A 21,456-nucleotide genomic window follows, 5' to 3' on the forward strand; every position below is an offset into this window, starting at 1 on the left:
GGTTTTTATTTTCTTATGAAGATGTAACTAGCTATATATCAACTATTATCAGACGAGGTTTGGTCTATAGGATCTCCGTTAGAAAAACGAAAGAAAGCTGCCAACCGATCCGGATTCAGCGTATAACGTGCGCGTTCTTTTAATAAGGGTTCCGCATTCATTACGGCACAAGAATGAGAAACCACGGACATCATCGGCCAGTCCTTTAACGAATTTCCTACAACTAAGGTGTGTTCAAAAGATAAAGTCAAAGCCTTACATAACTGAATCACCCCCTCTTTTTTACTTGCTTCAGGATGAATGACTGTTATCAACGGAGCTTTATGAAAGACCTGGCAGGGATTCTCTTTCAACCGGGTAAGAATAGCTTCTCTCTGTTCTTTATCACGTACCAATATACTATACTTGTAAACCACTCCTTCATAACTATGAATAGTAACTTTTGCAGATTCTCCATATACCTCCGGATATACTTTCACCGGCAAACACCTGATCTGGCCCGAATAAGATAATAAACCTCCATCTGCAAACACTCCTCCCCTGAATAAATCGAAAAGAGCCTTTCCCAGCTTTTTCTTCGCCTGCTCCATCGACAGAGAAGTGGCAAGATATAAGGAAACGGACTGTGCCATATATCGCAAAGCGTTAGCATAACTTTCTGGAACTTTTCCCTGTGAATCAGTCAGTGTTCCATCCACATCGAAGAAAACAGTCGTAATAAGTGGCTTGTCCGGTATTCGCCAGAATGCCCCTTCTCCCATTATTCGATGTAAAGGGTGATTGTTCAGGTTACTAAATGCAATATAACAGTCACAAACCTTCCTCTTGCAAGATAACGGCACAACAGCTCCATCACCTTGATAAAAATTACCTATCTTCACCCGGCTTCGGGGACAAGCATACATATCCCCTTTCCAATCGATAAAACAATTATCCCTTCCTCCTGCGCAAACTTCCCATTGTGCCGGAGCATTTTTCAAGTCATACTCAAAAAGATTATCCAGTTGACTGAAAAACTGAATATCTTCCTGACTTAATGGTGCCCTTAACCCTTGCATAGCATTAATGAATAAATAAATATCCGGCAAAAGAGCATTCCGTAAATCATTGAGTACGGCCTTTGCAGAGGGATTTCCTACCGCTCCGGCACATACCTGTATTCCCGCATGATGGAGTATATGAATCTGATGCGCAAATTTCTCTACCGAAGTCATCTCAGGATGAAAACTAGCCCAAAGCCTTATCTTACTTATCACAGTGGGAGCCACACGAATCTCATCAAGCCAGTGTTTAGCCGGAAAAGAAAGGTTAGTCTGACAGGAAATTCCGGACACCTGTGGCAATGCCGCCAAATGCACCATTCCTTTCCGATAATAACGATGGATCAATACTTCACCGTAAGGAATAATAAATAACTGCAACGGCTCCCCTTTCCATTGTTCAATAGCTGCTATAAAACGATTCCATGCCTGTTCATCCTGTGTCGTATCTGCCAGATGCGACTTCTTGCCGAAAGGACAATAAGAACAGGTATAGTTGCAGCTATTCAATTTGCCGCGATAATATATATGCCTGAAGGAAAGTAAAGAGCTTTCGTTTTCCATTTCTATTTCGTTCAATAAGAATAAGTTTCCATCAGTTCTCTTATTTCAGGAGTAATGAACAACTGACCAATATAATCGGAGTATGCCATTCCGTCGGAAGTCAGACAAATACGACCGTTATCCGTATTTTCTATCCATTGCCGTTCAGCTAACTGTCGGAACAACATCACATTATCCGGTGATTCTCCAAAACGACGCTCATATTCGGCCTTATCAAGCCCCATATAATACATCAGATTTTTAATGATGAAACGTTGTCGCCGTTCTTCCTGAGAAAGAATAAATCCATTACGAGCCACTGTAAAATCAGTAGTGCCCATATAATCATCTATCTCTCCGGCAATACAACGCTGACAAACAGTATAGCGGGTGGCATAATGCAAATTACCCAGGTAACTGCGTCCGCCGGAGCCACACGACAGCATCACTTCATCCCCACATGAGATTTCCGCATCAGTAGACGGATGATGAATAAAACGTCGCATCGAAGTTTGTAGAAAACCTCTGTCTTTCAACAAATCACAAGCGGCACAATACATCTGAAAACAGACATCGTCGGATTCCCGCTCCGTGATAGCCGTTCCCGGTCGTACATATAGCGGATAGATAAAGAGTTCGTTAGGCTGAAACAGAAGAGCCTGTTCCAATGAATAAAGAAAGCTGGCCACAGTTTGTCCTTTGATTCCGTAAATCAAATCAATATTAAAAAACGGGAATTGTCTCTTCCGAATAGCCTCCAGCGCCTGATTAATCATGTCTCGCCGGGGACGTCTTTTCAAAGCAGTTAATTCTTCGTCAAGGAAACTCTGTACGCCAATACTCACACGAGCCACTCCTGCTTGCTTCAATAAGTCCAAACGGGCAGGATCGGCATATTCCGGCGATGTTTCTACGGAAGTAAAGGTATGTGAAGGATACACTCCGAATAAGACAGCTGTATCCAGTAAGTATTCCAGTTGAGGAACAGTGAGGAGCAACGGTGTGCCTCCTCCAATGGCGAAACTATCAAATGCCAGTCCGGTAGTGAGTGGAGACAACTGTTGCGCCTGCTTGTGAAGAGTTTCCAAATAAGTTGCGATATAATCCGCACGATTTGTTTGCAGAGAAAACAGGTTGCAATATCCACATTTATGACTACAAAAAGGAATATGGAAATAAAGCGATGCTTTCTGTCCTTCCACCTGTTTCAGGTAAGGAACCAGCGAAACCGGGGACGGAAAAGAACGATAAGCAGTTTTATGTGGGTAACTATACATATAGTCTACATATCGTGGTAGCGGTTGATTCATTTTTTCGTTAAAATAAAGTGTTTGTAAGGGACTGTATAAACCGTTTCGTGAGATATGCAATGATATTCATATCCATCCTCTCCATAGCAAGTGCCATGATCGGAAAGAGCAATCACCAGCGTATTTCCCCGTTTCTGAAAGGCCTGAAATAAACGGGGTAACTGACTGTCGACATATTGCAGCGCGGCAGCGTGTGATTCCTTATCATCCTTCATTTTGCCTTCCACATAATGACAGTTCGGATAATGAATAGCAGAAAAATTGATATACATAAAAATCCGTTTGTCCTCCGGATAGTTTTCGAGTTTCTTCAATGCAAAATCAATTTGTTTTTCAGTACTATCGGGTGCCGTGCATCCAAAGGTCGGCAGCCAATAACTTTTAGTAAAGTAACCGGGAAACACACGCCCCAGTTCATTACGCTTGCTGAAGAAGTTCACCCCTCCTATACAAATCGTTTCATAACCTACATTGGCAAGGCTTTGCACAAAAGTTGCTTCCGTAAACGGATAACTTCCCGCAGGCGGAATACGTCCCGTACCAGCTTGCACAGGGAAAAACAACCACTTACGGCTGCGTAGCGAATGAGGTTCCGCCGGAGAAGGCAGAAATCCTGCAAAGATGGCAAAATGAGACGGGCAAGTAAAATTTCCCGGTGCATGTCTTTTTTCCCATTCTCCTCCGTGACTGTTCAGTACCGGTGTTCTTCCTGCCTCTTCTTCCTCCTTGCTAACATCATAACGCAAGGTATCAAAGCAAAGCATCAATATATCATGAGTACCCACCACCTGATTCATATCCAGATCCGGTTTTTGGGTCTGTTCGCCAGCCGACAATTCATCTATTTGCATGGTTATATCTCTTTTTTATGTTTTTTATCTGTTGAATATAAATAGAATTATGAGCAAACATATCCTGATACACATGATCTCCCTGTCCGTTGACTTCTATTATATAAGGAATATCTGTTCCTCTCTCTATCAGTACATCCACTCCGGCATATTGCAAATCCAAAGATTGAACCGCTTCCTGACACTGAAAATAGATTTGTTGCCGCACTACTTCCGGCAAAGACAATTCGTTCCACCAATGTGCCTTATTGTTCAGATGCAGATTGGTTATGCTTCCTTTACTGCATCTCACAACGATATAATCAATTTCAGATTCCCGGCACACTACCCGAAGATCATAATTCTCTCCCTGCAACTGCTCTTTAGGAATCCATTCTTCTAAAATAGCTTCTGTTTGCATCACAGCTTCCGCCAACGGGATCATCTCTTTTTCCGTACTCAAACGGTTGATACGTTTAGTGTTATGAATGACTCCATCCACTTGTTGCAAGGTAGTATAGACTACCCATTTATTCCGGTTGGGTTGATAGCGAATAGCCATAACGCCTCCCGCCCCCGAACCGTAACGGGGTTTTAAAAAGCATCCTCTCCCGCAACCGGTAAGAAGCTCTCTCAACTCATCAAAAGAACGGGGAGAAGGTAACATCGGAGTCACTTTCAACCCTCTGTCCATCAACACTTGTTTAGTTTCCTTTTTATCAAGAGCACGTAATAAAGCATGGGGAGTATTCAAAAAGCACACGTCATCAGATAACCTCATCTCGCCTAAACGTTGCAGTGTCTCCTTATATGCCTGATTCAACAGCGCATATTTCAGGAAATTCGTTTCATCGCTTACACAAGGTTCCAGTTTGATAACTGCCTGCCGTAGTTGCGGCAAGCAGTTAAAAAGTTCCCCGTAAGTCATAAAACGAACTTCCACCTGCAAGTGTTTGCCTGCTTCAATAAAGTATTCTATACGTTTGGACAGAAAGTTGCTGACAACGATTATCTGCATCTCCTATTCTGTAATCATCGGGTAATACCACAATTCACCATCATATTCATCTGCCTCTTCAGTTTCAGCAATATCTATTTTCATAGGGAGACTCTGCAACTGTTTCTTCATCTCCTTGCTCAAATAATTATAGCGCATATTGATAAACTTCAAATGAGCGATCTTATCCATATTATCCAGCAATAATTGGGCACCTTCATCTTTGAGAGTACCAGCCGAAACATCCATTGTTTCAAGTTGGGGAAGAATATCCGACTCCAGGAACATTTCTACAATCTTGTCCTGTTCTTCAGAGTTGACGATCCCCAGATAAGTCAGCTTCGGGAAACGTTCTTTGGAGAACAATGGACGGAATATCTCAATATCAGCTTCAAATCCATAATCTTCCACACCAACATATAGAATCAGTTTTTCCAGATTGGGGAAATCAGAACCAAGAATATCTTCTACCACTTCGGTAGGCAGGCCACCACTGATAATTTCGAGTGACCGCAACTCCGGCCGTGAAGTCTTTCCCAAACGCAGATTATTGGTTCCTTTGATTTTCAGATCTTTCAATTTAGGCATGGCATCGAGCAGCGGACTAATATCAGCTTGTTCAATCCATGAAATCTCCTGTTCTTCCTGCTCAATATCTCCCCAGAACAAGCCTTCTATTTGTGCGAACTTCTCCTTATTTTCAATCATTCCCTGTAATAAGGCAGAACAGTCGCCACCCTCATAATCCCAACAACCGATTGTTATTTGTTTATATTCAGAGAGATGTTTATCTTTCAATATCTTATCCAGAAGATTCACATTGTTTTCATACTCATCATAACTCAAAGTATATTTCTTGGCTTCCACTTTCATTTCACGTGCAGTTTCTTCAGCAGTTTCTACATACCCTTTTTTGGTCTTTTCCGCAATCAGTTTGCCGGCTGCTTTTTCAGCTTCTTCAGTCGTTGCGTAGTTTTTCACTTGTGTTTGTCCGTCGGTCCCCAACTTACCATAATTTACAGTAACATCTGTTCCGACTACCTCTATGCTCCAGAATTTCTGCGATTTAAAATCTTGAAAAACGAATACTCTCTTCATAATACAGTTTTTAATGGTTGATATTTGCACACTCAACACAGAACGCGCATGAACAATACCTGCAAAAATAACCATTTTATGTAATGTACAAAGAAATCTGTTTACTAAACTTTCAGAGTATTCAAAAATACAACCCAAGATATGCAACAAAGGCTGCCTTTTGGGGCAGCCTTCATTATTCTATTTCTGTAATATATCAGTTTAATCTTCAATAGTACATATACTTACACGGTTCCAATCCGGTTCAGTAAACATATCGCCTACACCCTGACCTTCAGCAGTGATACGAGATGCACTGATTTTATACTTGTTGACCAAGATCGTTTTTACAGCTTCTGCACGTGCTGCGGCAATTCTGGCATTCACTTCAACACTACCTTCCGGAGAAGCGTATCCCTTAATAACCACTTTAGAATCAGCATATTTCTTCAGGTAAGAAGCTACACGTTCCACATTAGGAAGTTGTGAAGCGTCAACTGACGATTTACCTTGTCTGAAAGTAATGATAGATTCGGGTACACGGGCAGTTTTCACTACAGTCTCCACCGGAACCACTTTTGTGCGGCATGCTTCAAGTTCTTCCTGCAATCCGTTGATACGTTGGTTTGCATTGCTGATCTCACCATCTTTGTTGTTTACATCTGCACGAAGTGCATTGATTGAAGAGTTCAGTCCGTCAATTTCGGTTTGATTATATACTCTCACTTTGGCAAAATGATGTGTTCCGTTACTTGTCTTAAAGTGATATGTCAATCCGGCTGTCAACTCAAACGCTGCGTTGTTGGCATTGAAACGGCTCTTTGACTCCGGGAAGCCACCTTGCATATCATATACGATGGCTGGTTTAAGCCCCACTGTCCATGCTTTACTTTCACCCAAATTAAAATTCAGGTTCAATCCGAAGCGGGTAGACCAAGAGTTTTCGTCTCCATCACCACTTGCGTAATAGTGCAACCAGCCCATTCCAGCTACCGCTTCCACCTCAAAGAGACGAGGAGTACCGTTATAACCAGCAAACAGATTCATCAAGTTCACCTTACCCAATAAACTGACATCCGAAGCATCAAAAGCTGTTTTACTTTGGGTCGTGTTAACATATCCCATACCCTGAAACCCTAATCCGAAAATAGGAGTTAACTGTTTCGATATTCCAATTCCGAACGCAGGACGCATCCCTTTAAAAAAAGCATTATGGGTGAGAGGGGTTACCGCACCCGCTTTTAGTTCTACAGACCAGTTGTCTGTTAATTTTGTACCTTCTACGACAGATTGGGCATTTGCTGTAAATCCACCCAATACAAAAGCTAATAGAATAATAGATTTTCTCATAATCATAAGTTTAAAATATTATGTTTTACCTGCTAAATCATTAGATATGCTTGGTTTAGCCATGTCTAATTTTTTAGTTCATAATTAAGTTCTTTATTTACTTCAAACAACATATTGTATCAAATATTAGTTCACAAGGCAAAAGCCTAATTAACATCTATTGTCTTTTTAGAAAGATAAAGACAGACACTCTTCCAATGAAAAAGAACAGTAATAGGGGTAAGTTAATCCGTAATTCATATACAAGTAAATCACAAATTCTGCCGTATCTTTGCAATGTCATAAAGAAATAAGTAAAAAGATTATTTATAAAAACTGTTTGGTATGTATTTAGAAAATATTTATTCGCCTGAAGATGTAAAAAAACTATCGATTGAAGAGCTTGATAAATTAAGCGGTGAAATCCGTGCCGCACTTCTGCAAAAGCTAAGTGAACATGGCGGACATTTCGGCCCCAACTTCGGAATGGTAGAAACGACAATTGCCCTACACTATGTATTCAACTCGCCCAAAGACAAAATTGTATTTGACGTATCGCACCAGAGTTATGTACACAAGATGTTGACCGGTCGTAAAGATGCTTTCCTCAATCCGACCAAATACGACAATGTATCAGGGTATACCGAACCGCAAGAAAGTGAGCACGATTTCTTTATCATCGGACATACCTCTACTTCCGTCAGCCTGGCCAGCGGACTGGCAAAAGGACGTGACCTTACAGGCGGTAATGAAAATATCATAGCTGTCATAGGCGACGGTTCTTTAAGTGGCGGTGAAGCATTCGAAGGGTTGGACTATGTGGCAGAGCTGGGTACCAACATGATTATCATCGTCAATGACAACCAAATGTCTATTGCCGAGAATCATGGCGGATTATACAAGAATCTAAAAGAATTACGTGACAGCAACGGTCAATGTGAGTGTAACTTCTTCAAAGCTATGGGACTGGATTATATGTATGTAAATGATGGCAACAATGTACAGGCATTAATCGAAGCTTTCTCTAAAATAAAAGATATCCAACATCCGATAGTAGTACACATCAATACTCTCAAAGGTAAAGGCTATGCACGTGCCGAGCAAGATAAAGAGACTTATCATTGGCGTACTCCATTCAATCCGGAGACCGGAGAAGCCAAAGTAAACGATGAAGAAGAAGATTATAGCGAAGTAACCGCCCAATACCTGCTGCAAAAGATGAAAGAAGACCCGCGTGTAGTAACAATTACTTCGGGCACTCCCGCTGTTCTGGGCTTTACTCCGGACCGTCGGCAAGAAGCAGGCAAACAATTCGTAGATGTAGGTATTGCTGAAGAACACGCGGTAGCACTTGCTTCGGGCATTGCAGCCAACGGTGGAAAGCCGGTTTATGGAGTTTACAGTACATTTATCCAACGTTCTTACGACCAACTTTCACAAGACCTCTGCATCAACAATAATCCAGCTGTCCTGCTCGTATTCTGGGGTACATTATCCGGAATGAATGATGTGACACATCTCTGTTTCTTCGATATTCCGGTCATCAGTAATATTCCCAATATGGTTTATCTGGCACCGACTTGCAAAGAAGAATATATTGCCATGTTAGAATGGAGCATCCGTCAAAATGAACACCCTGTTGCCATCCGTGTTCCGGCTACCGAGGTTATTAGTTGCGGAGAGCCGGTGGACTCCGATTACAGCATTCTTAATCGCTATAAAGTCACTCATCGCGGTTCGAAAGTCGCAATTGTAGCTTTAGGCTCATTCTATGGATTAGGACAGTCGGTCGCATCACTCCTAAAAGAAAAAGAAAATATTGACGCGACACTCATCAATCCGCGTTACATCACCGGAATAGACAGCGAGCTCATGAATGAGCTGAAAGCCGACCATGAATTAGTAATCACGTTAGAAGATGGTGTCTTGGATGGTGGATTCGGCGAAAAGATTAGCCGCTATTATGGCACTTCCGACATGAAAGTTCTCAATTACGGAGCCAAAAAAGAATTTGTAGACCGTTATGATCTACAGGAATTTCTTCGTGCCAATCACCTGACGGATGAACAGATTGTAGAAGATATCACTGCACTTATCAGATAAAGCATACTACCAATTCACTATATACTCTTATAGGTTGATGTAATTGTCATAACAGACAGTATACATCAACCTATTCTTATTTTTCAACTATTCAATCAAATAAAAAACAAAACAATTGTTTGGTTTTCATATTTTTCATTTATCTTTGGAACACAAAAACAGATTAATTGTGATTGCGACTAACAACTACACATTATTAAATCTTTATATTTTATGATTATGAAAAAATTTCTATTTATCCTGACTGTCATTGCCGGACTTTTCGTGAGCAATGCCGAAGCACGTATGAAAATCAGAATTCCGGTAGACAACAGTATCCCGAAAGTTGCCGCTCTTCCGGATAGTTCTTATTACAAAACAGATGAAGGCGCTCATTTGGATTTAGGGTACATCGAAGAAGACGGAAAACGTACTTTAGTACTCTTCTCAGAATCGAAGCCCGACACTTATTATGAAATTTCAGACGAATACGCAGAAGTCATTAAAAAAGACTTGAATGTGGAAGAACTGAGCAGCCTTATCCCCACTCCTACATTTTGGGACAAATGGGGTGGCAGTATTCTTTTCTATGGATTTGCCGCTTTAGTAGTCATCGGCATAATAAGCTATCTGAAAGATTTCATTTTCGGCCTTTTAGGACTAGGAAAGAAAAATAAAGAAGAGAATGAAGAAGAATAAACCGGAACCATTAACTATATAAAAGAATAAGGGGTGTGTCATAATGAATTATGGTACACCCCTCATCTATAGCGAATCTATTTCTTTTTACTATCAATCTCTTTCAACAATTCGTCAACTGCTGCCTTCAATTGTATATCCTCACCCTTTACAACAGTTTCCGGACTATTAGCCACCTTAATATCAGGCTCCAACTGAGAATTTTCCAGATAGCTACCGTCAGCCAAACGATAACCGACAATAGGAATACCGAATACTAACGAAGGATCCTGCAAAGTCTCCCAAGAAACACTGGTCATCGTTCCCGGTACAGGCATACCAACGAGCTTGCCGATATTCCGGTATTTATATACCCAAGGAGTACCGTGCGCATTCGAGTAATTCGCTTCACATTGCAACATAATGGAAGGTTTATTCCAACGACGGCTCGGCATATCACAAGCTTCACGCCCACGTACTACCTGCGTAAAATATTTCTGCCCGCTGAACAAAATTTCAATATCTTCATGCAGTCGGCCTCCACCGTTGAAACGAGTATCGATGACAATCCCCTCACAGTTGTTATATTTACCCAGAATATCAGAATAGACAGTACGGAAACTTCCGTCACCCATAGACTGTATATGCACATATCCCAATCTTCCGTTCGACCATTTTTCCACTTCCGCAGCACGTTGTTTTACCCAACGGTTATACAACAGTCCGTTTAAACGTCCACCGGAAATAGGCATAACCACCTCTTCCCAACGCTCTTTACTCTGCGGATCGTATAGTGAAATCAATGTTTTCTTGCCTGCTTTGTTGTTCAGCAAAACAGTAATATCATTTTCCTGAGAAATTTCCTGTCCATTGATTTTCTCAATAATGCATCCTTCCTTTACTTTGGTACGGGAATGATCAAACGGACCTTTCTCTATCACTTCAGCAATTCTCATGCCTTTTCCCCGATATTCCCAATCGAACAAAAGCCCCAAATTAGAAGTAACATCTCCCTTACCGTTGGCAAAATAACGGCCTCCGGTATGGGATACATTCAACTCGCCCAGCCACTCACTCAGCAATTCGGCAAAATCATAGTTATTGTCGATATGAGGAAGGAACTTACGGTAAGCCGCACTCATCTCATCCCAATTCACTCCGTGCATATTCAAGTTATAGAAGCGTTTCTGCTGTTGCTTATATACATGGTCAAACATAGCTTCCCGTTCGGCAGCCAAATCCATCTTCATCTCCGCTTGATAACTAATCGGTTTCAACGCATCCGACTTTGCATCCATCTTCTGCATATTCCTACTGCCCAACAAGAATATATTTCCATCTTTATCCATAGATAAGGAAACCCAACCGGTATTGAGCTTATGCAGACGCTTTGTCTCCTTTTCACGAAGATTCATTTTCCAAAGGTCATAACCACCTTCAAAAGCAGAAAAATAGTAGAGGTTCTGTCCGTCTTTCGAGACAATGGCGCTACCTAAATCCGAAGAATTGGGTGTCAAGCGGACAATGCGGTCCTCAATACCTTTCAACTCTACTACAATCTCTTTTTTACTTTCCTTATCTTTGTCGGACTTACCGTTGTCTCCATCTTTATCTCCATCTTTCTTTTTATCTTTACCGGCGTCCTTTTTCTTTTCATTCTTTTTCTTCTCGTCTTTCTCTTTCGCCTTCTTCTGTTCCTTTTCAAACTCTTTGAGTAATTCGAAATCCTCCTTGCTCAACCGATAACGATCGTATGCATCCTGGTTCAGGAATACCAACATAACATCCTGTTGTGAACCCCACGAAGCGTGGGCACGCATCCCGTAGCGTTCCGTTTGGAAAAGAACAGCGTTCCCGTCAAGTACCCAACGCGGAGAACCGCTCATATAACCGCTATTTGTCAGATTAGTGATTGCTCCTCCTTGCGCACTGACAATACCGATATCAGAATACGGATCATGACGGTTTCCTATAAATTCCAACGTAAACCATTTGCCGTCCGGCGACCATTCATAATCAAACCCGCCCCCTGTATTGTACCATGTAGATCCATCCGTCACCTGACGTACTTTCTTCGTCTCCAGATTGAGTACCATCAGACGGTTGCGGTCTTCGATAAAGGCAATCTCCTTCCCATCCGGAGAATATTGCGGATATCTGCGTTCCACTGTTTTAGAGGGGAGTAACACCTCTTCCTCAATAAGAGTTGCATTGGGAAAATTAGGATCTTCTTTACGTGTAATCTTTGCCATATACAGTTGCCAGTTGCCTGTCCGTTCGCTGGCATACACCAACGTCCTATTGTCCGGAGCAAACGAAAGGCCCGATTCTCCGGCAGGTGTATTGGTTATCTGCTTAGTTGTCGGATAATCAGTTGACGTAACGAAAACATCGCCACGAACGATGAACGCTACCTGCTTGCCATCCGGAGAAACACAGGCGGAAGTAGCTCCCTGTGAGAATCTGAATGATGCGATATCCTTGTCATCATCACGGACAAGTTCCACTTTCACCTTTTGCGGACGGGAGTTCGGCAGTTGCGTATAAAGTTCCCCATCGTATGCATAGCACAAGGTTCCCTTATCACTGACAGAGAGAAAACGCACCGGGTGAGTACGGAAAGTCGTTACAGGCTTCACTTGCTGCGGAGCATTCAATGGGAAAGAATATACATTGAATGAACCTCCATTACGTTCGCTCAGAAAATACACAGACTTCCCGTCGGGAGCGTAAACCGGATTACGGTCTTCCCCGTCGCGGTTCGTCAGATTAGTATGTTCTCCTGTTTGAGTATCGTACAGCCAGATATCTCTTGCGATGGATGACGTATGGTGTTTTCTCCATTCGTCTTCAAACCCTTTACGGTCCTGATAAAGGAAATTACTCCCGGCCTTGTCAAAACAAACCCATTCGGCAGGAGTACCCAAGACTTGTTCGGTATTCCCCCCCTCGACAGGCACTCTATACAGTTCCGTCATAGCACTTGTAGGAAACAATGCACTGGTTGCCGGATCTTGAATGGAAGCGGAAAAAAGCACATACTTCCCATCCGGTGTAAAGGTGGAGGGAATTTCCGAAGCAGAATGATAAGTCAGTCTCCGGGCAGCACCTCCATCGGCAGACATAATAAAAAGGTCAAAATTCCCATTGCGGTCGCTGGCAAAAGCAATCTGCTCTCCATCGGGCGACCAGACCGGATTGGCTTCATAAGAGGCTTGTGTTGTTAATTGGACGGCAGTTCCTCCTTGTGCGGATACTTTGTAGATATCGCCTTTATAGCAAAAGACTATTTCGCTTCCATCGGGCGAAATACGCGCGTCGCGCATCCATAAAGGAGTTACAGCAGCATAGCCGACGGATACTGCGGCCAGCGCAAACGATAAACAAGTGATAAGTTTCTTCATATTTAATTAGTCTATATTTATGTCTAAAACAGTCCTTCTAAATAACTCTTCCTGTGTGATTATAAAATATCCTGTCACCAAAATCCTTACAGAAAAAAGCGTACTTGTCTACTCCCGTACAATGGCACACTCCTATCTGACGAGGCATATACCGTTGGAGATAATCTGAAATCACATGATATTTTTGCTCTTCCGCATTATGGATATGAAAACCGCCCAAAAGCAGCTCACAAGGGAGACCGGAAAATGCGTTCCGTATCGTTCGCAATATATTAGTGATTCCTCGATGGGAACAGGCACTCAGCACAGAGAAACTTTCATCGCTGACCAGCGCCACCGCCAGTTCATCCTCAAAAGTATCGGGAATCTTGTTGCCGTCATCTTGTTGAACAAAGAACCGTTCAAAATGAGTATCTTCCTTATCTTCGATTTTTATCGAGGGAAACAAGACAACTCCCGGAAGCAATTCCGTCCGTTGGTCAATAAAGCGAAAACGGGATAAGTCAAACGTTTCGGTATGCTTAATTCCATTTTCACGATCATCCTTAAATTTAGGTAAGAAAATGCTACGCTTGCACACAACTGTTGCAATGGTATTCAATTCCAGAAAATGGCGCAAACCTCCCGTATGGTCACTATGCCCATGAGAGAGTATCAGATAGTCTACTTCCCGCAAGTCGATGTGAAGCAGACGGGCATTGCTAATGAATAAATCCGATGCACCTGTATCAAAGAGTAATTTATGTTCTGCCGTTTCAATATAAAGAGAAAGCCCATGCTCTGCCTGTAGCTTGCGCCCATAAACGCAATTCTCCACCAGAGTGGTTATTTTATAATTCATAATAATGTACTTTTAGATAGATATTGCACATGACAAAAAGTTCTGCCACAAAATTATAACAATTCCGTAGCAGAACAAACAATCCAGACTATTATCTACTAAAATAATTGGTTTTCGTCAAATACGTTTTCCCATTTCGTAGGCTTCCTTCATATGTGGAGTATCTTTAATCTCCCCTACTTTCCAAGCACCTACCCCATAGACAACCCCTTTTTCCTGCGGTGCTTCCAGACAATCGAGGAACCCACGAAAACCATCAATAGTGCGTTCCATCATCGCTTTACTGTTTTCAGCTGCCGCAATGATAAAATAAAATTCCTTGTTGCTTATTTCCGTATACCGTGCGCAGCAGCGATCGATCATCATCTTCATTTGTCCGCACATAGTATAAAAATAAACCGGTGTTGCCATTACGATGACATCGGCGGCAATCATCTTCTCCACAATCTCAGCCGCATCGTCTTTCTGCGGACAAGGTTTTCCGTACATACTGCAAACACTGCACCCCGTACAAGGATGTACCGTCTTATCTTTCAGAAAAATCTTTTCCACTTCATTACCCTCTTCAAGAGCACCTTTCATAAACTCATCACAAAGTACGTCCGAATTTCCACCTCTGCGTGGACTGGACGAAAGTATCAGAACTTTTTTAGCCATAACTTTACTATTTTATATTTTCCGAATCCTTTTATCAATGATTCACTTTGCAAAAATATGGAAATAAAAGTATATCGAATGTAGACAAATTACAGAGAAAGATACCCGAATTACAGATATACATCAGCAGAGTAACCGCAAAACAACGAAGTCTCATACTTCCCAACATTTCCATCCCTTATTAGCACAAATGTACACCACATATGTCCGTACATTATAATTAGGAAACTTTTTCTTAGTGTCTTCACCGTATCTTTTCACCTGTTCCACGTGCTCGGGAAGAGGCTCGGAAAGCGCAAGCATCTTTTCAGCTTCTTTCATACGATAATATTTAAATTCGACCACACGATCATCCGTATAGTAATCTGTACCGGGAATACCGGTCATTTCAAAGTCTGATCGGCCTACAGAATTATTCTGTTCGATGGCAAAGGTATAACAACTACTTAAATAACGCGATACCAGTTCGTAGAAAGAACACCGGATAAAGTTTTCATTGATCTTATCAAAAACTTGTGCTGGAAATTGTCCCAAATATTGTTCGAAATAATTCTGAACGAGTGGTTCTAAGCTTCGATTGGAATCATAGTGCCGATACACAGGAACATAACGTTGTGCATTGCCTTCTATTTTGTTCAGTTGATTATAGTAGTCCATGTATACACTACGCATCGTCATATTAGGCAATGTGGTTACAAATTTATCCTTCAACGTCGTCATTCCCAAATAAAACAAACTAATGGGGTAAAACTCTTTATCAAAAAACTTTTTCTTATTAAACTTACTAGCAAGATCAGCCACATTATAAGGCAATTCATCGTCAATTACCAATGCATCCAACATCGTTTTCGCATTATCCAGCGAAAGAGTCAACCGACGAATCCAATGAATGTCAGTACGTAGATTTTCATCTACCAATTCGTCCGGAATACTACCGGCATTGGCTGCAAATTTCTTGAAGAAGTAAGTAAGGATAGTGGCATTGAATAACCGATCTCCATTCGGACGGAAACGATAACCATCATAGTTACTCACTATTAGTTGCCATATTTCGTCAAAGCGATCCTGTCCTGTAGAATACTTATCAAGCACATAACGTAGATATGTTTCAGTTTCTTCGTATGTAAACCCAAGCATATTCAGGAAATTAGGCTCAAGAGTCAATATCTCTGCAATATTATATCCACTAGTCAAATCATCCATAGTGACAGGCAGCACACCTGTACAAAAACAAGTACGGATACTACCTTCACCAATACCTTTTTAATTACTTTAAAAAAAGTACGCAGAAAGCTGTCATTAGTAGTAACTTCTTCATAGAGTGGATCATTATAGGCAGTAAGTAATTGATTGGTGAAATTATCATATTCATCAATCAAAATATAGACTTTAGGCAATTCGTGAGAGCGGGCGTAAGTAAGCACTTCTTCCAGCATTTTAGATGCATCGCCACGATTGCTAAATTCAAAATCACCAAACAAATCACGATTATGTGCTACCATTACTTCTACCGGACCGCAATTCAAGTCATTAAAATTCTGTGCCAGCCCTTGAATATGGTCTGACATTACCATTGCGGAGAAGTCATAACGGATTATCATATAACGGTTATGTTCTTTTGTCGGATGGGTTCCAATCCACGTGTCACCAAACAATTCTTCAAACCGATGCGCTTTCGTACGGTCATAATAGCAAGCTAGAGTAGAGACTAACAAACTCTTCCCAAAGCGACGGGGACGCAGAAATACAGGAGCCTTATAATCTTCAAGCTTAGCTATATATTGGGTCTTATCTACGTAATAAAAACCACGTTCACGCATTTCTATGAAATCTGCTACTGCATAAGGAATTGTTATACTTGCCATAATCCTACTGTTTTTTCTATAGACAAACAAAGGTACAAAATTGTTAGCAATAACAAGAAGAAATCTTTGAATTGATTGTTATTACTCTTGTTGCCAAACATAAAACACGGTTCTTCCAGCTCCACGTTTACGAAGAATCCCTTTCTCAATGAAAGTATTCAAATCATCTATTGCTTTCAGCCGGGAAAGTCCGGTCAGGCTACTATATTCCAATCGGGTAATACCACCATTTTTCTTTAGAAATTCCTGTAAAAGCTGTTGGCGTTGCTCCATAGAAAATTCCACTTTTTGAGAAGAGTGTTTGGATTTATCCACACGTTCCAACTCTATTTCACGCTTAATCTTCCTTTTGAACTCTTTGGAAGTGCGCAAATGCACATTATCAAAACAGATTGATTCGGCACGAATCTCACGTTTAGTCATTACTTTATGCGTACATTTCAAAGAGATGCTAAAATAACCAAGCTCGCCAAGTTCGATGGTATATCCTTCTGATAGAGCCTCAGCCAGTTCGTCTATCACCACTCCTACCACCGCATCTATAACATTATAATTAAAAGTCTGGGAAGAACGGGACACACGTTCCAGAAACTCTTTTTTCGAGTAGGTTCCGCTTGGAACGATACGGGCGTGTAGTGGCTTTTGTTCACCGGTATTAGCAGGATCCGGCGTTTCATACAAATCATATTGGGCACTCATAAGCATATTTTTTATTAGTTCATACATTTATTACTTCTACTGCATAGATTTAATCTCTATTCATTAAACTTTAATCATCAGTCTATATAAAATTAATCGTCTGACAACTGTATCTTTTTCGTATGACAACTGTAAGACGAAAAGATAACAATTGTCAGACGAAAGTACAACAACTGTCAGACGATTAATTCATCGCATACAAAGATATAACTTTATGAGATACAACCATTAAGTTTTAAGCAAAAACATGGTTAGTAATAGAGATATTACTTATCTTTGCTTGAATTAACAGTTGAGGCTTATGGGAAATAAGCCTTTCATATCTGGTGCTGCAACATCGGGTGATTTAAAAGCAACAACAATGAGAAAATCTTCTTCCTCTCTAAATAGACTCCGAGAAAAATGCAAAGATTACTTAGTCTCTGTACTCATATTCATTTTACTTCTATGTCTGCTGATACTCTTCAGATGCAAATCTCGTAACGGACGTATAAGAGAACATCGAGAGAAAATAAAAACAGCGAAAGTTATGTCGGAAATCCGGGCTATTGAATCGAATAAACACCCTGTATATACCTTTCAGGGAAAAGATAAGACGCTCGAACTTCCTATGGAAATTACTGATAAAGGAAAACTTGTATCTGTCATAGTGAACGGTAGTAAAACCTGTTTTCAACTATCAGATGAAGATAGTGAATTCACTGTCTCTCCGCAAGGTGTATTAGCATGGCATGAAGCGGGAGTACTGACAACCGAAGAAATAGGCGGAGAAGAAACCATAAGGCAACTAAAGGAGAATACAGTAAACGACAGTCTCACTGTGCATCTGTTTAATATTCGAATCGGCAATTGTGTACTGCCGGAAGTTAATGTCAGAATCACTCAGACACAAGAATTTCCTTATCTCATGGGGATAAAGGCTTGGAATATGTTATTATTGTCTTTGGCGTCAGACAAAGAGTAGTAAATTTTGAAGAACAAACAATTAGGAAATACACAAAAATGTTATCTTTGCCCGTGATTTATTCACAAGAACGTGATAAAGTAAATTCTAACTATTTAATAAAAAAGACTATGATCAGATTAAATGTTTTTGTTCGTGTAAACGAATCCAACCGCGAAGAAGCAATAAAAGCGGCAAAAGAACTGACTGCCTGTTCTTTAAAAGAAGAAGGATGCATTGCTTATGATACTTTCGAAAGCAGCACGCGTCCTGACGTTTTCATGATTTGCGAAACTTGGCAGAATGCCGAAGTATTGGCAGCACACGAAAAATCTCCCCATTTCGCTCAATATGTAGGTATCATTCAGAAATTGGCTGAAATGAAATTGGAAAAATTTGAATTCTAAATGAATTACGAGGCTGTTCTCGAACAGCCTCGTTAAATTCACTATTTCACTATCTTTCCGAGTAGAATTAGTCGAGTTTCTTATGGATAAATGTTCCTTCAATCCAATAAGTTGCGTGATTCGATTCAAATTTCAACAAGACATAGCCGGGATCAGTGGGACCACCGGGAAAATGATCGATAAACCAGTCCTGCCAAAGTTCCTGCTTCATCTTTTCGTCAGTCACAACTTCCACTTTCCCCGTTAACGCTACGCTGTCTCCTTTATCCTGAAAGCATAATCCTGCTTTCGGATTCGATAAGAAATCAATTGTTTTTAATGAATCTGCTCCGGTAGACATCCAGATAGTGGAAATTCCTTCTGCCAGGATTTTGCTCATCGGCACAGGACGGGGATAACCTTCTTTATTCACAGAAGCAAGGGTAACTACTTCACATCTCTGCAACAATTCTGTTGCTTTCTCTTTCATTGTTTTTGTGGTCATAAATTGATTGTTTTTTATTAACCTTGCAAAGGTAACGGCATATCTTCCCATTCTATTGTAAAAAAGCGACTTTTACCTAATCTATCTTTGTGGTTCGATATAAGTAAGTGTGGTTTCTTCCGGAACGGTTAGGGAAAGAAAAGACGCAGGAGTATTGCCGGACATCGACTTAATCTCTTTTGAAAAATGCGCTAAATCATAGTATCCTGCATCAACTGCCGTAGTCAACAGATTGGCTGATGTTGTGGTTCTCAACAATTCCACAGCATTCTTAAATTTAACAATACGGCTGTATTCTTTAGGAGTAAATCCGGTATAATGCTTGAACTTTCTCTCAAAATGGCGCTGACACAAACAGACATCATCCATCAAGCTGCGAACTGAACGTTTTCCTTTGGAATGATTAATCATGTTCACTGCCATAGCGACATGAGAATCGGCAGGCTGATAATGACGCGCCAAATATGCCAGCAAATATTCTTCCACTACTCGTATTCGATCTGTGACATGCTTCTGCTCACCTAATTTTTCAATAAAAGTGTCATCAAAAACAGCCTTCATCTCATTAGTACTGACTCTGCTATTCACAAATTCGTGTAGAGGCAGGTTTGTAAAGCAAGACAAACCACAAGGTAAAAAACGAACGCCAAACATGTGAATCGATTCTGTATAAGTGACGAGTTCCGAATATTTTGTCATAGGTCCTACAAAATAGGAACGATAGGGTTGCATAATCAGACTCCCTTCTTCAACAGCATTAGCCACCTCTCCCAGCGTAAATATAAAATCGGTACAACCATCCGGCAGAATATGGATGCGCATACCATAATCCGGATTACCTTTAAACTCCCAATAGTTATCAATATAGGGAACAAGTAAATGAGAAGGCTGATATTCTGTATACATGGATATATTTTGCAAACAAATATAGAGAGAATAAATTCTAATTCATACATTTGTATCTCAAAATAAAAAAATAAATGAGGAATTTTGCTGCTATCGACTTTGAAACAGCCAACGGCAAACGTACTAGCATATGCAGTGTTGGTGTTGTCATTGTAAAGGAAGGAAAGATTATAAACAAAATCTATCGTTTGATTCGTCCTGCCCCCAACTACTATACCCAATGGACGACAGCTGTCCACGGACTCACGTACGATGACACGATAGAAGCGGATGATTTTCCAGAAGTATGGGCGGAAATCAAACCGCTGATAGACGGTTTGCCACTGGTAGCTCACAACAGCCCTTTTGATGAGGGTTGCCTTCGTGCGGTTCATGAACTGTATGGAATGACTTATCCTCCATATAAATTCTATTGCACCTGCCGCGCCTCAAGAAAAGTGTTTGGAAAAGAACTCCCGAATCATCAATTACACACAGTAGCCGCCCGGTGCGGATATGACCTGACCAACCATCACCACGCATTGGCAGATGCTGAAGCTTGCGCACAAATAGCTTTGCTTATCATTCCCGAACCGAAAAAAACAAAATCGAGTAGGAGGAAAACGAGAGACCTACCCGATGACAGGTAAGCCTCTTTCTTTTTTTGAATGGGCAAATTTTTGTTATACGCCTACTTGAAGAGTAAATTCAAATCTATTGATAGGAACTCTTCAAAGGATAAGCCTCCGGAACCGACCACAAAGGCCCTATACGGATGATAAGCTTTTTCAAATTTAGGCAAGCCATTGTTGGTGGTTCGTCTTCCGCTTTTAACCTCGATGGCGATTGTCTTGCCTCTTCTATGAAGCACAAAGTCAACTTCATCGTGGCTATCACGCCAATAATAAGCCTTGTAATCACAAATCTGTGCCTGACTTACAATATAGGCACCAACTGCTGATTCTACATAGGGATATTCCTAAAATAATAAAATTTAAGGCAACTACTTCATTGCGAATTAGTTGCCTTTTTTGTATCTTTAAGCATTCCCCCCAAAAAACGGTTTGACGGCCAAAACGGGGGTAATCTAAAATAAAAACACATGGTAAAGATACAAAAAATCTCAGAAATCGAACCTTGTTTAGGTTTTACCGAGTTCGATATGCTTAAAAAATATCGTCAAAGTTTTGCAACGAGTGAATTAGGTCGACTCCATTCTCTATTCCCTTTCTCGGAACTGGCCCGACAAATGCATTTGAAGTCCTCTGCTTTGGGTCGTAAAAGTTATTTTTCTCCCGAAGGTAAAATAGCCTTGATGGTCTTGAAGTCCTATACCAACTTTTCCGATGCACAACTGATTGAGCATTTAAACGGTAATATTCATT

18 protein-coding genes and 2 pseudogenes are annotated in these 21,456 nt (G+C 40.9%); 6 read left to right on the forward strand and 14 right to left on the reverse strand.

Annotated elements, in window-relative coordinates:
* Positions 1–38 precede the first annotated feature (38 nt).
* From BACFIN_RS17830 to BACFIN_RS17805, 6 genes are all read right to left on the reverse strand, one after another.
* Positions 39–1,604: an STM4011 family radical SAM protein gene (locus BACFIN_RS17830; RefSeq protein WP_032839112.1), complete on the reverse strand. Its 1,566-nt coding sequence runs from the start codon at positions 1,602–1,604 to the stop codon at positions 39–41.
* Positions 1,605–1,615: 11 nt separating this feature from the next.
* Entirely contained in the window at positions 1,616–2,893 is a 1,278-nt protein-coding gene (locus BACFIN_RS17825; RefSeq protein WP_007748268.1) for an STM4012 family radical SAM protein, read from the reverse strand.
* Complete coding sequence (locus BACFIN_RS17820) at positions 2,890–3,744, reverse strand: STM4013/SEN3800 family hydrolase (protein WP_007748269.1); 855 nt, start codon at positions 3,742–3,744, stop codon at positions 2,890–2,892. The genes BACFIN_RS17825 and BACFIN_RS17820 overlap by 4 nt, the downstream gene beginning before the upstream one ends.
* Positions 3,731–4,741: an STM4014 family protein gene (locus BACFIN_RS17815; RefSeq protein ID WP_007748270.1), complete on the reverse strand. Its 1,011-nt coding sequence runs from the start codon at positions 4,739–4,741 to the stop codon at positions 3,731–3,733. Before BACFIN_RS17815 ends, BACFIN_RS17820 begins: the two co-directional genes overlap by 14 nt.
* 3 nt (positions 4,742–4,744) lie before the next feature.
* Positions 4,745–5,818, reverse strand: coding sequence for an STM4015 family protein (locus BACFIN_RS17810; RefSeq protein ID WP_004326675.1), 1,074 nt, complete (start codon positions 5,816–5,818; stop codon positions 4,745–4,747).
* A gap of 201 nt (positions 5,819–6,019) precedes the next feature.
* Positions 6,020–7,153 carry an OmpA family protein gene (locus BACFIN_RS17805; RefSeq protein ID WP_007748273.1) on the reverse strand — a complete coding sequence of 378 codons (1,134 nt, stop codon included), beginning with the start codon at positions 7,151–7,153 and terminating at the stop codon, positions 6,020–6,022.
* Between the two features lie 318 nt (positions 7,154–7,471).
* Between BACFIN_RS17805 and BACFIN_RS17800 the strand changes: the two genes are divergently transcribed.
* Positions 7,472–9,229 (forward strand): 1-deoxy-D-xylulose-5-phosphate synthase, encoded by a 1,758-nt coding sequence (locus BACFIN_RS17800; protein ID WP_007748274.1) that lies wholly within the window; start codon positions 7,472–7,474, stop codon positions 9,227–9,229.
* Between the two features lie 213 nt (positions 9,230–9,442).
* Positions 9,443–9,907, forward strand: a complete 465-nt coding sequence (locus BACFIN_RS17795; protein ID WP_007748275.1) for a hypothetical protein — start codon at positions 9,443–9,445, stop codon at positions 9,905–9,907.
* 77 nt (positions 9,908–9,984) lie between these two features.
* On the opposite strand, the gene BACFIN_RS17790 is transcribed toward BACFIN_RS17795, so the two are convergent.
* From BACFIN_RS17790 to BACFIN_RS17775, 5 genes and pseudogenes are all read right to left on the reverse strand, one after another.
* Positions 9,985–13,290: a S41 family peptidase gene (locus BACFIN_RS17790; RefSeq protein ID WP_007748277.1), complete on the reverse strand. Its 3,306-nt coding sequence runs from the start codon at positions 13,288–13,290 to the stop codon at positions 9,985–9,987.
* 37 nt (positions 13,291–13,327) lie between these two features.
* On the reverse strand, positions 13,328–14,131 hold the full coding sequence (locus BACFIN_RS17785) for an MBL fold metallo-hydrolase (RefSeq protein WP_007748279.1): 804 nt from the start codon (positions 14,129–14,131) through the stop codon (positions 13,328–13,330).
* Positions 14,132–14,248: 117 nt separating this feature from the next.
* Entirely contained in the window at positions 14,249–14,788 is a 540-nt protein-coding gene (locus tag BACFIN_RS17780) for a flavodoxin family protein (RefSeq protein WP_007748281.1), read from the reverse strand.
* Between the two features lie 153 nt (positions 14,789–14,941).
* Positions 14,942–16,653, reverse strand: a pseudogene (locus tag BACFIN_RS20435) (ATP-binding protein).
* Positions 16,654–16,734: 81 nt separating this feature from the next.
* Entirely contained in the window at positions 16,735–17,352 is a 618-nt protein-coding gene (locus BACFIN_RS17775) for an HU family DNA-binding protein (protein WP_032839114.1), read from the reverse strand.
* Positions 17,353–17,881: 529 nt separating this feature from the next.
* On the opposite strand from BACFIN_RS17775, the gene BACFIN_RS0219315 reads away from it, so the two are divergent.
* Together BACFIN_RS0219315 and BACFIN_RS0219320 are read left to right on the forward strand one after the other, a co-directional pair.
* A complete protein-coding gene (locus tag BACFIN_RS0219315; protein ID WP_022276569.1) occupies positions 17,882–18,316 on the forward strand; it encodes a hypothetical protein in 435 nt (144 codons plus the stop codon).
* A gap of 110 nt (positions 18,317–18,426) precedes the next feature.
* On the forward strand, positions 18,427–18,702 hold the full coding sequence (locus BACFIN_RS0219320) for a putative quinol monooxygenase (RefSeq protein WP_004297114.1): 276 nt from the start codon (positions 18,427–18,429) through the stop codon (positions 18,700–18,702).
* Positions 18,703–18,769: 67 nt separating this feature from the next.
* Here BACFIN_RS0219320 and BACFIN_RS17770 read toward each other — a convergent pair whose 3' ends face one another.
* Entirely contained in the window at positions 18,770–19,186 is a 417-nt protein-coding gene (locus BACFIN_RS17770; protein WP_004321324.1) for a pyridoxamine 5'-phosphate oxidase family protein, read from the reverse strand.
* An 81-nt stretch (positions 19,187–19,267) separates the two neighbouring features.
* Positions 19,268–20,092 (reverse strand): AraC family transcriptional regulator, encoded by an 825-nt coding sequence (locus BACFIN_RS17765; RefSeq protein ID WP_007748300.1) that lies wholly within the window; start codon positions 20,090–20,092, stop codon positions 19,268–19,270.
* 74 nt (positions 20,093–20,166) lie between these two features.
* On the opposite strand from BACFIN_RS17765, the gene BACFIN_RS17760 reads away from it, so the two are divergent.
* Positions 20,167–20,721, forward strand: a complete 555-nt coding sequence (locus BACFIN_RS17760; RefSeq protein WP_007748302.1) for a 3'-5' exonuclease — start codon at positions 20,167–20,169, stop codon at positions 20,719–20,721.
* A gap of 41 nt (positions 20,722–20,762) precedes the next feature.
* Here the strand turns inward: BACFIN_RS17760 and BACFIN_RS21395 are convergent, their stop codons facing one another.
* Positions 20,763–21,014 (reverse strand): DUF4143 domain-containing protein, encoded by a 252-nt coding sequence (locus tag BACFIN_RS21395; protein WP_316929368.1) that lies wholly within the window; start codon positions 21,012–21,014, stop codon positions 20,763–20,765.
* Positions 21,015–21,173: 159 nt separating this feature from the next.
* On the opposite strand from BACFIN_RS21395, the pseudogene BACFIN_RS0219325 reads away from it, so the two are divergent.
* Positions 21,174–21,456, forward strand: a pseudogene (locus BACFIN_RS0219325) (DDE transposase); the annotation flags it as partial.

The organism is Bacteroides finegoldii DSM 17565, from assembly GCF_000156195.1.
Taxonomy (GTDB): domain Bacteria; phylum Bacteroidota; class Bacteroidia; order Bacteroidales; family Bacteroidaceae; genus Bacteroides; species Bacteroides finegoldii.